Origin of the sequence: Zhengella sp., assembly GCF_041397485.1 — a bacterium.
GTDB lineage: Bacteria > Pseudomonadota > Alphaproteobacteria > Rhizobiales > Rhizobiaceae > Zhengella.
In genome coordinates, this window is the sequence record NZ_JAWKWO010000003.1 from 568,149 (window position 1) to 582,529 (window position 14,381).

General features: G+C 65.8%; 17 protein-coding genes. 10 read left to right on the top strand and 7 right to left on the bottom strand.

All coding sequences use genetic code 11. The features are described from left to right. Positions 1-26: 26 nt before the first annotated feature. Positions 27-824, bottom strand: coding sequence for a phosphoribosylaminoimidazolesuccinocarboxamide synthase (purC, locus tag R3D65_RS12320; RefSeq protein ID WP_371275515.1), 798 nt, complete (start codon positions 822-824; stop codon positions 27-29). Between purC and R3D65_RS12325 the strand changes: the two genes are divergently transcribed. The 3 genes from R3D65_RS12325 to R3D65_RS12335 all read left to right on the top strand — a co-directional run bounded on the left by R3D65_RS12325 (position 823) and on the right by R3D65_RS12335 (position 2,338). Next, positions 823-1,062, top strand: a complete 240-nt coding sequence (locus R3D65_RS12325) for a hypothetical protein (protein WP_371275516.1) — start codon at positions 823-825, stop codon at positions 1,060-1,062. The genes purC and R3D65_RS12325 overlap by 2 nt on opposite strands. A 60-nt stretch (positions 1,063-1,122) precedes the next feature. Continuing rightward, positions 1,123-1,443 (top strand): DUF1476 domain-containing protein, encoded by a 321-nt coding sequence (locus tag R3D65_RS12330; RefSeq protein WP_371275517.1) that lies wholly within the window; start codon positions 1,123-1,125, stop codon positions 1,441-1,443. A 106-nt stretch (positions 1,444-1,549) separates the two neighbouring features. Beyond that, positions 1,550-2,338 carry an HpcH/HpaI aldolase/citrate lyase family protein gene (locus R3D65_RS12335; RefSeq protein WP_371275518.1) on the top strand — a complete coding sequence of 263 codons (789 nt, stop codon included), beginning with the start codon at positions 1,550-1,552 and terminating at the stop codon, positions 2,336-2,338. Between the two features lie 3 nt (positions 2,339-2,341). Here R3D65_RS12335 and R3D65_RS12340 read toward each other — a convergent pair whose 3' ends face one another. Then, positions 2,342-2,896 (bottom strand): alpha/beta hydrolase, encoded by a 555-nt coding sequence (locus R3D65_RS12340; RefSeq protein WP_371275519.1) that lies wholly within the window; start codon positions 2,894-2,896, stop codon positions 2,342-2,344. A gap of 215 nt (positions 2,897-3,111) precedes the next feature. Here R3D65_RS12340 and R3D65_RS12345 point away from each other — a divergent pair, with 215 nt between their 5' ends. Further along, positions 3,112-3,912, top strand: a complete 801-nt coding sequence (locus R3D65_RS12345) for a DUF2189 domain-containing protein (protein ID WP_371275520.1) — start codon at positions 3,112-3,114, stop codon at positions 3,910-3,912. A 34-nt stretch (positions 3,913-3,946) separates the two neighbouring features. On the opposite strand, the gene purB is transcribed toward R3D65_RS12345, so the two are convergent. From purB to R3D65_RS12370, 5 genes are all read right to left on the bottom strand, one after another. After that, entirely contained in the window at positions 3,947-5,281 is a 1,335-nt protein-coding gene (gene purB / locus R3D65_RS12350; RefSeq protein ID WP_371275521.1) for an adenylosuccinate lyase, read from the bottom strand. Beyond that, the gene (locus R3D65_RS12355) at positions 5,278-5,862 is read right to left on the bottom strand and encodes a hypothetical protein (protein ID WP_371275522.1); all 585 of its coding nucleotides are present in this window, start codon (positions 5,860-5,862) and stop codon (positions 5,278-5,280) included. Before R3D65_RS12355 ends, purB begins: the two co-directional genes overlap by 4 nt. Continuing rightward, the gene (rpe, locus tag R3D65_RS12360; protein WP_371275523.1) at positions 5,862-6,539 is read right to left on the bottom strand and encodes a ribulose-phosphate 3-epimerase; all 678 of its coding nucleotides are present in this window, start codon (positions 6,537-6,539) and stop codon (positions 5,862-5,864) included. The genes R3D65_RS12355 and rpe overlap by 1 nt, the downstream gene beginning before the upstream one ends. A gap of 79 nt (positions 6,540-6,618) precedes the next feature. After that, the gene (locus R3D65_RS12365) at positions 6,619-7,641 is read right to left on the bottom strand and encodes a P1 family peptidase (protein WP_371275524.1); all 1,023 of its coding nucleotides are present in this window, start codon (positions 7,639-7,641) and stop codon (positions 6,619-6,621) included. Next, on the bottom strand, positions 7,638-8,771 hold the full coding sequence (locus R3D65_RS12370; protein ID WP_371275525.1) for a branched-chain amino acid ABC transporter substrate-binding protein: 1,134 nt from the start codon (positions 8,769-8,771) through the stop codon (positions 7,638-7,640). Before R3D65_RS12370 ends, R3D65_RS12365 begins: the two co-directional genes overlap by 4 nt. A gap of 99 nt (positions 8,772-8,870) precedes the next feature. Here R3D65_RS12370 and R3D65_RS12375 point away from each other — a divergent pair, with 99 nt between their 5' ends. The 6 genes from R3D65_RS12375 to R3D65_RS12400 are packed head-to-tail and all read left to right on the top strand — an operon-like array spanning position 8,871 to position 14,278. Beyond that, positions 8,871-9,362: a flavin reductase gene (locus tag R3D65_RS12375; protein WP_371275526.1), complete on the top strand. Its 492-nt coding sequence runs from the start codon at positions 8,871-8,873 to the stop codon at positions 9,360-9,362. Positions 9,363-9,396: 34 nt separating this feature from the next. Next, positions 9,397-10,317 (top strand): AAA family ATPase, encoded by a 921-nt coding sequence (locus R3D65_RS12380; RefSeq protein WP_371275527.1) that lies wholly within the window; start codon positions 9,397-9,399, stop codon positions 10,315-10,317. A gap of 4 nt (positions 10,318-10,321) precedes the next feature. Beyond that, complete coding sequence (locus tag R3D65_RS12385) at positions 10,322-11,584, top strand: VWA domain-containing protein (protein ID WP_371275528.1); 1,263 nt, start codon at positions 10,322-10,324, stop codon at positions 11,582-11,584. A gap of 19 nt (positions 11,585-11,603) precedes the next feature. Then, positions 11,604-11,942 (top strand): XdhC family protein, encoded by a 339-nt coding sequence (locus R3D65_RS12390; protein WP_371275529.1) that lies wholly within the window; start codon positions 11,604-11,606, stop codon positions 11,940-11,942. Positions 11,943-11,948: 6 nt separating this feature from the next. Beyond that, positions 11,949-12,665, top strand: coding sequence for an XdhC family protein (locus R3D65_RS12395; RefSeq protein ID WP_371275530.1), 717 nt, complete (start codon positions 11,949-11,951; stop codon positions 12,663-12,665). After that, positions 12,662-14,278, top strand: coding sequence for an NTP transferase domain-containing protein (locus R3D65_RS12400; RefSeq protein ID WP_371275531.1), 1,617 nt, complete (start codon positions 12,662-12,664; stop codon positions 14,276-14,278). The genes R3D65_RS12395 and R3D65_RS12400 overlap by 4 nt, the downstream gene beginning before the upstream one ends. The last annotated feature ends 103 nt before the right edge of the window (positions 14,279-14,381 follow it).

Here is a 14,381-nt window from a genome sequence, read left to right on the forward strand (position 1 = left end):
GTCTGCCTGACGGGATGGCGCGGCGCTCAGTGGACCGAGCCGCCGTCCTTGTCGTCCTTGCTGGAAACGAGTACCGGGCCGGAGGACCGGGGCGGCTCGTTCTCGTTGATGATGCCGAGACGGCGGGCGACTTCCTGGTAGGCCTCCACGAGGCCGCCCATGTCGCGGCGGAAGCGGTCCTTGTCCAGCTTGTCCTGGGTGGCGACGTCCCAGAGGCGGCAGGAATCGGGCGAGATCTCGTCGGCGAGCACGATGCGCATCATGTCGCCTTCCCACAGCCGGCCGCATTCGATCTTGAAATCGACAAGCTGGATGCCGACGCCGAGGAACATGCCGGACAGGAAGTCGTTGATGCGGATGGCCAGCGCCATGATGTCGTCGATTTCCTGGGGGGACGCCCAGCCGAAGGCCGTGATGTGCTCTTCGGAGACCATCGGATCGTCCAGCGCATCGGCCTTGTAGTAGAATTCGATGATGGAACGCGGCAGCACCGTGCCTTCCTCGATGCCGAGACGCTTGGAGAGCGAACCGGCGGCGACATTGCGCACCACCACTTCCAGCGGAATGATCTCCACTTCCTTGATCAGCTGCTCGCGCATGTTGAGGCGGCGAATGAAGTGGGTGGGGATGCCCATCCGGTTGAGATTGGTGAAGATGTGCTCCGAAATGCGGTTGTTGAGCACGCCCTTGCCGTCCACGATCTCGTGCTTCTTGGCATTGAACGCGGTGGCGTCATCCTTGAAAAACTGGATCAGCGTGCCCGGCTCCGGGCCTTCATAGAGGATCTTGGCCTTGCCTTCGTAGATGCGGCGGCGACGATTCATGGGCTTTTCTCTTCAAGACCTTGCGCGCTCAGGGGCGCGGCGCGCGAACGCGGAATCACTTCGGCGGCGCTTTTCCGGCACCGTTGCTGTCGCGGTCTCTAAACCAAAGCCGGCTTTTGCTCAATGGGCGTTTGGCGCCATCAACCGCTTTGTGCCGCCCGAATTCGGCGCAAACGCGCCCTTGATCGTGTTTTCATGTCAAAAGGCTTTTGCCAAGCGATGGCAAAACCCATATTGAAATCGCTTGAATCACGCCCGGCCGGACCGTCCGGCCCGTCCAGACACAAGGATAGCTGCCATGAGCCAGATGAGTGACCGCGAGAAGGCTTTCGAAAACAAGTTCGCCCATGACGAGGAGTTGAAGTTCAAGGCCATGGCGCGCCGGAACAAGCTTCTGGGCCTGTGGGCTGCGGAAAAGATGGGCAAGAGCGGCGCCGATGCGGAGGCCTATGCCAAGGAAGTCGTGCTGGCCGATTTCGAGGAAGCCGGTGACGAGGACGTGTTCCGCAAGATCCGCGGCGATTTCGATGCTGCCGGCGTGGAACAGTCCGACCACCAGATCCGGCGCACCATGGAAGAACTGCTGGCCACGGCGGCCGAGCAGGTCACCAAGGAGTAAGCGCGCCGCCATTCGCGCCTTTCCTGCGGCCGTCCGGTCTTGCCGGGCGGCCGTTTTGCTTGCAAGGATGGCGCCGCATGCCGGGGGAGCCGGCGAGGAGGAAAGCATGTCCAAATTCACCAGCCTGGCCGACCGCCTGCGCGCCGGCGAAACCCTGCTCAGCGCCTGGTCATCCATACCCGACCCGGTGACGATGGAGGCTGTCGCAGCCACCGCCTTCGACACCGTGATCCTCGACATGCAGCATGGCGGGCATGACGACGGCTCTGTCCTGCGCTGCCTGCCGGCAGTGCTCGGCGCGGGAAAGCCGGCCATCGTGCGTATTCCCGTCGGCCGCTTCGACATGGCCAGCCGCGCGCTGGATTTCGGCGCCGATGCGGTCATCGCGCCGATGATCAATTCGCTGGACGATGCGCGCCGCTTTGCCGCGGCGATGAAATATCCGCCGGTGGGCGGGCGTTCCTGGGGTCCGACCATCGGCGTTGCGCGGCGCGGCGCGGCCGGCGGGCAGGCCTATCTGGAATGCGCCAATGCACAAACGCTGGCCTTCGCGATGATCGAAACGCGCGAAGCCTTCGAGATCGCCGACGCGATCCTCGATGTCGATGGCATTGACGGCGTCTTTGTCGGCCCGTCCGATTTCTCCATCGCATGGTCTGGTGGACACCGGATCGATCCGCTGATGGACGACATGATGGAGGCGATCGGCGCGATCGCAGCCAAGGCGACGGCGCGCGGCAAGCTTTCGGCCATCTATGCCATCAATCCGGCGATCTGCGCCGCATATGCCGCCATGGGCTACCGCCTGATGGCCGTCGCCACGGAAGGGCTCTACATGGCGGCAGGCGCGGCGGCCATGGTTGCCGATGCGCGCGCGGCCATGGACAAGGCCTGACCTTCAGGGCCGCAGGTGCGAAAGGAATTTCGCGAAGACCATGGATCCTTCCGGCCATGGTCCATGCCCGGATTCGGCATTGATATGCCCGCTTTCTCCGCCGTCCAGGAAAAGCGAGCCCCAGCTCGCGGCCATGTCCTCGGCCACGTCAAAGGCGCAGAACGGATCGTTGCGGCTGGCGATGACCACGGAGGGAAAGGGCAGGGGATCGCGCGGGTAGGGGCCGAATGTCATCAGGTGCTTCGGGCGGATATGCGGATTGGCGGTATCGGGCGGGGCAGCAAAGAAGGCGCCAGCCACCTTTCCCGCAATCTCGCGGGCGCCAAGCACACAGATCGCCGCGCCCAGGGAATGACCGATCAGAACGACCGGCTTGCGCGCCCGTTCCACTTCGCCGACAAGGCGGTCAACCCAGTCCTCGCGCACGGGCTTGCTCCAGGCGTCCTGTTCCACGCGACGGGCGCTGGAAAGGCGGCCCTGCCAGCGCGACTGCCAATGGTCCGGACCGGAGCCGTTATAGCCCGGCACAATGAGGATTTCACATTCGGATGATTTCATGGGCGCGGATGTAATGCACGCCTCGTCGCGGCGCAAGGCATGCATTCACCTCGCGCGGGAACAGCGCATGGCAGGCTTTTGATGACCCTGCGTTAGGAAAAACCGGCATTCTGGGATAGACTCCATGGCAGAGGGGTGCGCTGCGGCGTCGTGCGCTGCCCCATGGCCCTGGCATGATCCGCAGCCACCCGTCGTTGACAAACGGAGGTGCTGCCATGAGCGGATTTCATGTCGTAGCGGGCGCCGATGACACATTCGAACGGCCCGCAATCCGGAGACTGACCCTTTCCGACCTGAAAGCGGCCTTGCGGCTCGGGGTCGACGATTTCTTCGAGAAGCCGTCGCATACCGTTTTCCTTTGCCTGATCTATCCGGTTGCCGGGCTCGTGCTGTCGGCCTGGATGACGGGGGCGAACATCCTGACGCTCCTGTTCCCGCTGATGTCAGGCTTCGCGCTGGTGGGGCCGGTTGCCGCCATCGGTCTCTATGAGATCAGCCGGCGGCGGGAGGCCGGGCTGGACACGTCGTGGTGGCATGCGCTGGACGTGCGCCGCTCGCCGGCCCTGCCGTCGATCATCGGCGTGGCGGTGTGGCTGCTGGCGGTGTTCGTCGCCTGGCTGCTGACGGCGCAGGCCATTTATGGCGCCCATTTCGGCGACACGCAGCCGCAGGGCCTTGGCGACATGGCGCAGATGATGCTGGCCTCGGAGGCAGGCCGTTCCGTCATGCTGTGGGGAAACCTGGCCGGCTTCGGCTTTGCCGTTCTGGTTCTTGCCACCAGCGTGGTCGCGTTTCCGCTGCTGCTCGACCGGGATGCCGGCGCGCTGGCTGCGCTCGACACGTCGTTGCGGGTGACATTGGCCAACCCGGTGCCGGTGGCCGTGTGGGGCCTCATCGTGGCGGGTTTGCTGGTCATCGGAACCGTGCCGTTCTTCGCCGGTCTGGCCGTCGTCCTGCCGGTCCTTGGCCATTCGACCTGGCACCTCTACCGGCGGGCGGTGGCGGAAGCCGGCTGAGCGCCGGCCCCCGGAAGGCGGACGGTCTGGCCGGTCAGGCTTGCGCCGCGCCGAAGACGCGCCGGAAGATCGTCTCGGCATGCTTGGTGTGATAGCCCAGATCGAAGCGCGAGCGGATTTCCTCTTCGGACAGCGCCTTGCGCACGTCGGCGTCGTTCAGGAGTTCCTGGAGGAAATCGACGTCGGCCTGTCCGCTGCGCTGATAGCTGTCCCAGACCTTCATCGCGTTGCGCTGGACCAGCCGGTAGGCATCCTCGCGCGACACGCCGGCCTGGGTGAGCGCCAACAGGATGCGCTGGGAATGAACGAGGCCGCCGAGGCGGTCCATGTTGCCCATCATCCGCTCGGGATAGACGACGAGGTTCTCCACCACGTTGGTCAGGCGGGCAAGCGCGAAGTCCAGCGTCACGGTGGCGTCCGGGCCGATCATCCGTTCCACCGACGAGTGGGAAATGTCGCGCTCGTGCCAGAGTGCAACGTTCTCCATGGCCGGCATGGCATAGGCGCGCACCATGCGGGCCAGGCCCGTCAGGTTCTCGGTGAGGACCGGATTGCGCTTGTGCGGCATGGCCGACGAGCCCTTCTGGCCCTTGGAGAAATACTCCTCGGCTTCCAGCACCTCGGTGCGCTGGAGGTGGCGGATCTCCGTCGCCAGCCGTTCGATGGACGAGGCGACGACGCCCAGCGTGGCGAAATACATGGCGTGGCGGTCGCGCGGGATGACCTGGGTCGAAACCGGCTCCGGCTTCAGCCCCATTTTCGCGGCGACGTGTTCTTCCACCCGCGGGTCGATATTGGCGAAGGTGCCGACGGCGCCCGAAATGGCCACGGTGGCGACTTCCTCGCGCGCGTTGAGCAGCCGTGTGCGGCAACGGTCGAACTCGGCATAGGCCTGGGCCAGCTTGACGCCGAATGTGGTCGGCTCGGCATGAATGCCGTGCGAGCGGCCGATGGTGACGGTATCCCGGTGCTCGAAGGCGCGCTTCCTCAAGGCTGCCAGCAGCTTTTCCATGCCGGCCAGCAGCAGGTCGGTTGCGCGCACGAGTTGCACGTTGAAGCAGGTGTCAAGCACATCCGACGAGGTCATGCCCTGATGGACGAAGCGGCTGTCGGGTCCGATGAACTCCGCCAGATGCGTCAGGAAGGCGATGACATCGTGCTTGGTTTCGCGTTCGATCTCGTCGATGCGGTCGATGTCGAAGGTCGCCGCACCGCCCTTTTCCCATATCGTTTTCGCCGATTCCTTGGGGATGACGCCGATCTCGGCCAGTGCGTCGCAGGCATGGGCCTCGATCTCGAACCAGATGCGGAATTTCGTTTCGGGGGACCAGATGGCGACCATGTCGGGCCGCGAATAGCGCGGGATCATCGGGGAGACCTGTCTTTCGTGCTTTCTTGAGGATGTGTGCTGTTAGCACCGGGTGGCCCTTTGCTCAATGCCGGCCGGCGGGCCAGCAAGAGGGCGGCGAGAAGAAGCGCGGGCAAGCCCAGCGGAAGGAAGAGCCTGAGACCCATGACCAGGAAATGGTAGATGGCGGCGGCCGAGGTGAAGATGGTCTGGATCAGCCAGAGCTTGCTGCCAAAGGGACCGTGAAAACCTGAAAAATAGTGCCGGAAGACCTGCGAAAAGATCAGCGCGGTGAGCGCGACGGAGCCCATGCCCAGCAGGATGAATACGGAGGCGAACCGCTGGCCTGGCCGGAATGCCAGCCAGGCATCGAGAAAACCGGCAAGCCAGACAGCCAGGGGGAAGGCCAGGAACCCGCCACAGAAGAAGAGAAGCACAGCGGGCTGCATGTCGGGCCACGACCAGCCGTGCATTGCCAGGCCGGCGGCGGCACTTGCAGCAAGCGCCAGGGCCCAGGCCGCAGTCCCGGCCACGGCGAGGCGCCAGCCCGGCCGTCCGGCGCGCAGGGCCGCCAGGAAAGGCAGGCGGCCGCGTGCGCTCATCAGGCGCGTCCGCGTTCCGCGGCAGCGCGAATGGCGGCGATGTTCTCCCGGTAGGCCTCAGGCGTGCCGCCCTTGAAGACCGCGGAGCCGGCAACCAGCGCATTGGCTCCGGCGCGGGCGATGGCCTCGGCATTGTCGGCGGTGACGCCGCCGTCGACCTCGATGTCGATGGGCCGGTCACCGATCATGGCCTTGATGCGTGCGATCTTGTCGATCGCCGAGGGGATGAATTTCTGTCCGCCGAACCCCGGATTGACGCTCATCACCAGGATCAGGTCCAGTTCATCGAGGCAATAGTCGATCACGCTTTCCGGCGTGGAGGGATTCAGCGAGACACCCGCCTTCTTCCCCAGCGCGCGAATGGCCTGAAGCGAGCGGTGCAGGTGCGGCCCGGCCTCTGCATGGACGGTGATGATGTCGGCGCCGGCCTTGGCAAAGCCTTCGAGATAGGGATCGCAGGGCGCGATCATCAGGTGGCAATCGAAGGTGGCGCCGGTGTATTTGCGGATGGACTTCACGACGTCGGGGCCGAAGGTGATGTTCGGCACGAAATGGCCGTCCATGACATCGAGATGCACCCAGTCCGCCCCTTGTGCGATCACATCGCGCACTTCCTCGCCAAGGCGGGAGAAATCGGAGGCGAGAATGGAAGGCGCTATGGCGAGGGGGCGGGTCATCTTGGTAATTTCCGGGTGGATTGCACGTTGGCGCTCCGCCTAGCAGAAAGGGGGGCGATAAACAATGCGCCGGCCCCGGTTACCCACGGCCAAGGGTGCGCCAGGCCGGGTACAGATCGCCGTCCGCCGGGCTGGCATCGTGGATGCCGCGGGCGATGGCGCGCGCCATGGTGGCGGACGCCGCCGCGCACAGGTCGATGAAGGCATCGCCGGAGCGCGGGCGCGGGCGCGATCCGGTGGCCAGCGAAAAGACCAGATCGCCGTCGAGCGGCGTATGCACAGGCCAGATGGCGCGGGCGAAACCGTCATGGGCGGCCACCGCCAGGCGCTTGCATTCGGCCTTGGTCAGCGCGGCATCGGTGGCGATGACGGCAATCGTGGTGTTCTCTATGCCCTCCATGCGCATGTCACGGAACTTGATGCGCAGGCCATCGGCATCCTCCGGCAGGGGCGCGGGAAGGCCGAGCCCGCCGAATTCGGCGCCGATTTCGAAGGGTGCAGCCCAGAAATGGCGTGTTCCGCCGACAAGCGGCGAGCCGACCGGATTGGCGGCAACCAGGGCTGCCACCGTCGTGCCGTCGTCCAGCAGGGCGGAAGCGGTGCCGAGCCCGCCCTTGACGGTGGCGGTCAGCGCGCCGAGGCCCGCGCCCACCGATCCGGTGGAGACATGCGCCGAAGCCGTTTGCGCGGCTTCGTATCCCAGGTCTCGATAAGGCGGGAACCGGCCCCAGTCCTTCGGGGCGCCATTGGCGAGGTCGAAAAGGATGGCGGCGGGTACGATGGGGATGACATGCGGCCCGATGGCAAACCCGCGGCCCTGTTCGCGCAGCGCCGCCTGCACTCCGGCCGCGGCATCGAGCCCGAAGGCGGAGCCGCCGGAAAGCACGAGCGCGTGAACCTTTTCCACGCTGTTGTGCGGATCGAGAAGATCGGTCTCGCGTGTGCCCGGCGCGCCACCCAGAACCATGACGGAGGCGGTGACCGGTTCGTCGGGCAAGACCACGGTTACGCCGGAACGAAGGCGTTCGTCGCCGGCATTGCCGACCTTCAGCCCCGAAATGTCGGTGAGCGCATTCTGCGGTCCGGCCTGAAACACGCTCATTCGACGATCTCCCAGTCCGCGCCATTGAAACGCAAAAGCCGGTAGGGGTTCTGTGCGCGGTCGCCCGTGGCATTGAAAGCCAGCGTGCCGGCGGGGGTCTCGAAGGTGCGGCCATCGAGGCGTTCATGCCAGCCCTGCGCGGTTTCAGGCGCGCCGTTTCCGATGGCCTGCAGCGCGATGGAGGCGGCGATGAAGCCCGGCGTGACATAGCCTTCGGCGACGATGCCTCCGGCGGCCAGGCTCGCGCGGATGCCGTCCGGCAACGCATCGTTGGGGTCGGGCATGGCGACCGCCAGCGTGCCCGGGGGCAGGCGGATATCGGATGTGTCGCGGACCAGTGCCTCGCCGCCCGCCAATGTCATGGGCGCGTCCAGTTCCGCCAGGTCGCGCGCCAGGATGGCGGCGTCCTGCCGGTCGCCGCCTATAAAGACATGGGTGGCGCCGGTTCGTTTCAGCCGGCCCGCAAGGCCGATCTGGTTGGGCAATTGCGGGCGGAACGTATCGATGAAAACCGGTTCGAGGCCGGCCAGTTCCGCCTGGAGGCGCACGGTTTCGGCCAGCTCGCGGGCCAGGATGGTGCCATCGTCCACGATGGCGAAGAACTCGGCGCGCCAGCGCCGCGGAATGATGTTTCCTGCGGCGGTGCGTTCGGCGTCGGCACGCGGTGCGGTGCGCCAGATCAGCCAGCCGGTCTTCTCGCGGCTGTCGGTCAGCGCATCGGTGCGCACACCGGGTGTGACGACAGGAATGTTGGCCTGTGTGAGCAGCGGCAAGGCGGCTTCCAGCGCCTCGGTACACATGAAACCCACCACGATCGCCGCACCTTCGGAAATCATGTTGCGCGCGGCCGCCTCGCCGCCTTCGGCCGAACAGGCGGTGTCGGCGGCGATGATGGTGTGACCGGCGGCGGCGGCGGCGCGCACACCCGCCTCCATCTGCCGCCCGAGGCGTTCGGCGAAGCCGGACAGAGGCGCGGCAAAGCCGATCGTCGCAGCGTTCGCGCGTGCCGGCAGACCGCATGCGGCCACCAGGGCGAGGGCGAGGGCTATATATCCACGGCGCAACAGCACTTTGCGGCTCCAGAAGGGGCTTTCCGGCTCACCGTTATCGCCCAGGGCGGGTTGGCGCAACCGGTTTGCCTTGCATGAACCGACACTGCGCCTATATAGCCGGGTTTATCCGGGCGGTTCGGCCGCTCTCATGTACCAGTTCCGGGCGGGTTTCTTTCCTTGTTGCATCCAAAGCCAGTTGACGGTCAGGCCTATCGCGACGCCATGGCGCGATTTGCCGGCCAGGTTCACCTCATCACCAGCGACGGCCCGGCCGGGCGGCGCGGAACCACCGTGATCGCCGCCTGTTCGGTCTCCGACGATCCGCCCACGGTGCTGGTCTGCCTGAACCGCCACAACCCCAACAACCAGACGATCTTCGACAATGGCGTGTTCGCGCTCAACACCCTGGCGCAGCCGCATCAGGCGCTGTCGCAGGCCTTTGCCGGACTGGGCGGCATGAACCAGGACGAGCGCTTCTCGCTTGGCGAATGGAGCACACTTTCCACCGGTTCGCCGGTGCTGAAAGGTGCGATGGCGGTCTTCGACTGCGTCGTCGAGGAAGCGCGCGACTTCGCGACCCATCGTGTCCTTTTTGGCAAGGTGACAGGCCTTGCAACGGGCGATAGTCTCGATCCGCTCATCTATTTCAACAGGTCGTACCGCGCCTGATGCGCTTGCGGCCGAACCCCCTGGGAGGAGGGTCATGAAGGCGCCCACGCAGCCACAATCCATCGACGAAACGCTGGACCTGCTCCAGAGCCAGAACTACGTGGCCGACCGCGCGCTGGCGACCGTGCTGTTTCTCGCCCTGCGCATGAAGCGGCCGCTTTTCCTGGAAGGCGAGGCGGGCGTCGGCAAGACCGAGATCGCCAAGGTTCTGGCCGGCGCGCTGGGACGCGATCTCATCCGGCTGCAATGCTATGAAGGGCTCGACGTCTCCTCGGCGGTCTATGAGTGGAACTATGCCGCCCAGATGATCGAAATCCGGATGGACGAAGCGGCGGGCGAAACCGACCGCGACGCGATGGAGAAGAACGTCTTCTCCGAAAAGCACCTGATCCGCCGGCCGGTGCTGCAGGCGCTGGAGCAGGGCATCAACGGCGCGCCGGTTTTCCTGATCGACGAACTGGACCGCACCGACGAGGCCTTCGAGGCCTTCCTGCTGGAAATCCTGTCGGACTACCAGGTCACCGTGCCGGAACTGGGCACGATCAAGGCCGCCGAACCGCCCATCGTCATCATCACGACCAACCGCACACGCGAGATCCACGATGCGCTGAAGCGGCGCTGCCTCTATCATTGGGTCGATTATCCGACAGCCGAGCGGGAACTGGAAATCGTCGCCCGCAAGGCGCCCGGCGCCAACCAGCGGCTTTCGGCCGAGGTGGTCGCCTTCATCCAGAAGCTGCGCGAGATGGACCTGTTCAAGGTGCCGGGCGTGGCGGAGACCATCGACTGGGCCTCGGCGCTGACCGAGCTGGACAAGGTGGCGCTCGACCCGGAAACGGTGTCCGATACGATCGGGGTTCTCCTGAAATACCAGGACGACATCGCGCGCATCCAGCAGGGCGAAGGCCATCGCATCCTCAAGGAGGTCAAGCAGGAACTTTCCAGCGCGGAATGATGCCATGAGCGAAGCCCCCGCCGAGAAGAGACTGCCGAATGCCGCCAAGCCGGACGGGCGGATCGCCGACAATATCGTCTATTTCGCGCGCACGCTGCGCAAGGCCGGCATGCGCGTCGGCCCGGCCTCCATCGTGGAGGCCATCGCCGCGGTGGAGGCGGCGGGCATCGGTTCGCGCGATGATTTCTACTGGACGCTGCATGCGGTCTTCGTGAAGCGGCGTGAGGACCGGCCGGTTTTCGACGAGGCATTCCGGCTCTACTGGCGCTCGCGCGAGCTGATCGAGAAGATGATCGCGATGTTCTCGCCGCAGGCGGCGCCCAACCGTGAGCCGGAAAAGCAGCGACCGGGCGAAAGCCGCGTTTCGCAGGCCATGTTCGAAGGCCGCGAGAAGGACCGTCCGTTGCAGGAGCAGCCGGAAATCGAGGTGGATGCCCGTTTCACCTTTTCAGGCAACGAGGTGCTGCGCCAGAAGGACTTTGCCCAGATGACGGCAAAGGAACTGGATGAGGCACGCCAGGCGCTGATGACGCTGCACATGCCCTTCGACATGGTCAAGACGCGGCGCTTCCGGCCCGATGCGCGGGGACGGCGGCACGATCCGCGGGCGACCATGCGCGCGGCCATGCGCACGGGCGGGGATTTCATCCTGCCGAAGTTCCGCTCGCCGCGGGAGGTGCATCCGCCGCTGGTGGTGCTGGCCGACATTTCCGGCTCGATGAGCCAGTACACGCGCATCTTCCTGCATTTCATGCATGCGCTGACAGCCAGGCGGCGCAAGGTACACACCTTCGTTTTCGGGACCCGCCTGACCAACCTGACACGCTCGATGCGCTATCGCGATCCTGACGAGGCGCTGGCGGAATGTTCCGATCTGGTGAAGGACTGGTCCGGCGGTACCCGGATCGGCGAGGCGCTGCACACGTTCAACCGGCTGTGGTCGCGCCGGGTGCTTTCGCAGGGCGCGGTGGTCCTGCTGATCACCGACGGGCTGGAGCGCGACGAGATCGGCAGCCTGGAAACGGAGATGGAGCGGCTGCACAAGTCGTGCCGCCGGCTGGTCTGGCTCAACCCGCTGCTGCGCTTCGACGGGTTCGAGGCGCGCGCGCGCGGCGTGAAGGCCATGCTTCCGCATGTTGACGAATTCCGCGCGGTGCACAACCTTGAAGCCCTTGGCGATCTCGTGGCCAGCCTCGGGTCGGCAGGGACGCGCGATGCCGATCCGCGGCGCTGGCTCCAGGCAGTGGAGCAGGTGGCTGCGGGATAGGGCCGGGGAGGGCCTCCTGATGAGCGAAACGACGGTACTGGACGAAGCCCGCGATCCGCTGATCATCGCGGAAAACTGGATGAAGGACGGCAAGGCCGTGGCCATTGCCACGGTGATGGAAACATGGGGTTCGGCGCCGCGCCCCGTCGGCAGCCATCTCGTCATCAACGAGGATGCCGATTTCGAGGGATCGGTGTCCGGGGGCTGCGTTGAAGGGGCGGTTGTCGCCGAGGCGATGGACATCCTTGAGAGCGGCGAGCCGCGCATGCTGGAATTCGGCGTGGCCGACGAGACGGCCTGGCGGGTGGGCCTTTCCTGCGGCGGGCGCATCCGTGTTTATGTGGAACGGCTGGGCTGACGCATCATGGATCCGTTGAACCTGAAGAAACTGAATGCCGCGCGGCGGGCCCGGCAGGCCGTGGCGCTGGTGACGTCGATCGCCGACGGGCGCGACCGGATCGTGCATGAGGGCGATCCGGTGGGCGGTGAACTCGGCGAGGCCCTGGCCAGGGCCTTCCGGTCGGGGAAATCGGGCATGGTGACGGCCGACGGGGCGGAATTCTTCATCAACGTCCATCTGCCACCGGCGCGCATCGTGGTGATTGGTGCCGTCCATATCTCGCAGGCGCTGGCCCCCATGGCGAAGATCGCCGGTTTCGACATCGAGATCATCGACCCGCGTACCGCCTTTGCCAGCCCGGAGCGCTTCGAGGGCGTGACGCTGCATGCCGACTGGCCGCAGAACGTGCTGCCGGAGCGGCCGTTCGACGCCTGGACGGCAGTGGCGGCTGTGACGCACGATCCCAAGATCGACGATCCGGCGCTGGAAGCGGCCCTGAAGGCCGATTGCTTCTATATCGGTGCGCTCGGCAGCCGGAAGACGCATGCCCGGCGTGTCGAACGGCTGACGCAGGGCGGTTTCCCGGAAGAACAGATCAACCGGATCGCCGCACCCATCGGACTCGATATCGGGGCAGCCAGTCCGGCGGAAATCGCGGTTGCCGTCCTTGCCCAGATCATCCGCGCGCTGCGGACCAGGGGACTGGCCGCGCCGCGTGCGCCCAAGGGGGAAGCGGCGTGAAGTTCGGTCCGCTTGCCGTCGCGCAGGCCCGGGGCGCGGTGCTGGCTCATGGCATTCAGGCCGGTGACAAGCGGCTGCGCAAGGGCACGGTCATCGATGCGGAAATCCAGGCGGTGCTGACGCGGGCGGGGATCGGAACCGTGATCGCCGCTCAACTTGCCGCCGGCGACACCGGAGAGGACGAAGCGGCTGCCCGCCTCGCCGGCGCCTTGCGCATCGGCGGCTGCACGCCGCGCCCGCCTGCAACAGGCCGGGTGAACATCCATGCCGACCATGACGGTGTCTTCACCGTCTCCCGTGCGCTGGTGGACGCGATCAACCGGATCGACCCGGCCATCACGCTCGCCACCGTTCCCGACCATGCAGCCGTTCGTGAAGGCCAGATGGTGGCGACGGTGAAGATGATTCCGTTCGCGGTTTCCCGGCAGCATCTGGAAGCGGCGGAAGCCGTTGCATCCGGTGAAAGCGTCTTCTCCGTTCACGGCTACACGCCGCGTCTTGCGGGCCTGGTCCAGACGGAACTGCCGACGGTCAAGACGTCGGTGCTTGCCAAGACGGCTGGCCTGACGGCGGGCCGGCTGGCACGCTCCGGCTCGCGTCTGGGCCGTGAATTGCGTTGTGCGCACGATGCCGGAGCGGTCGCGCAGGCGCTCGGCGACCTGAAGCGCGACCATGACCTTCTCATCGTCTTCGGGGCTTCGGCGATGGCCGATTTCGACGACGTCATTCCCGCAGCAATCCGCATGGCGGGCGGGCGTGTGGAGCGGGCCGGGATGCCGGTCGATCCCGGCAACCTGCTGGTTCTGGGCTGGATCGGCGATACGCCGGTCATCGGCGCACCGGGCTGTGCGCGCAGTCCGAAGGAAAATGGCTTCGACTGGGTGCTCGACCGGCTGATGGCCGGCCTGCCGGTGACCGACCGGATCATTGCCGGGATGGGTGTCGGGGGGCTGCTGATGGAAATTGCCAGCCGACCGCAGCCGCGCGAGCGCGCGCGTTCGCCGGAGGTGCCGGCGATTGACGGAGTCGTGCTCGCCGCCGGCCAGTCGCGGCGCATGGGGCCATCCAACAAGCTGCTTTCGGTCTTCGATGGGGAGCCCCTGATCCGGCGCACCGTGCGGGCGGCCCTTGAATCGGGCGCGTTGCGCAGCGTGAGCGTTGTCACCGGCCACGAGGCGGAACGCATCGCGGCGGCGCTGGAAGGGCTGGATGTCCGCATCGTGCACAATCGCGACCACGCAACGGGCATGGCGTCATCGCTGAAAGCCGGGCTGGCCGGGCGGGCGCAGGACGATGCAAGCGTCATGATCCTGCTGGGCGACATGCCGGGGATCGGGCCGGCGGAAATCCGTGCGCTTGCGAAGGCGCATGATGGCGGGCAGGTGGTTCGCGCCGCCCATGGCGGACAGCGCGGCAATCCGGTCATCCTGCCGGCGCGGGTGGTGGCGCGTGTGCCGCTGCTGGAAGGCGATACCGGCGCGCGGCACCTGATCGAGGCTTACGGACTGGAGGTGAGGGACGTGGATCTGGGCGCGGCGGCACTGACGGATGTCGATACGCCGGAAGCACTGGCGGCCGCCGGTGGTGTTCAATCCACGATTTCTGTTAAATGAACTTTGGAAATACATTAACAAAACACAAAGCATAAAGTTCTTCTGGCTGCGTAAATCTTTTATTTACCATGAATTACAAGGCTTTGTTAAGCCTGCCGGCACT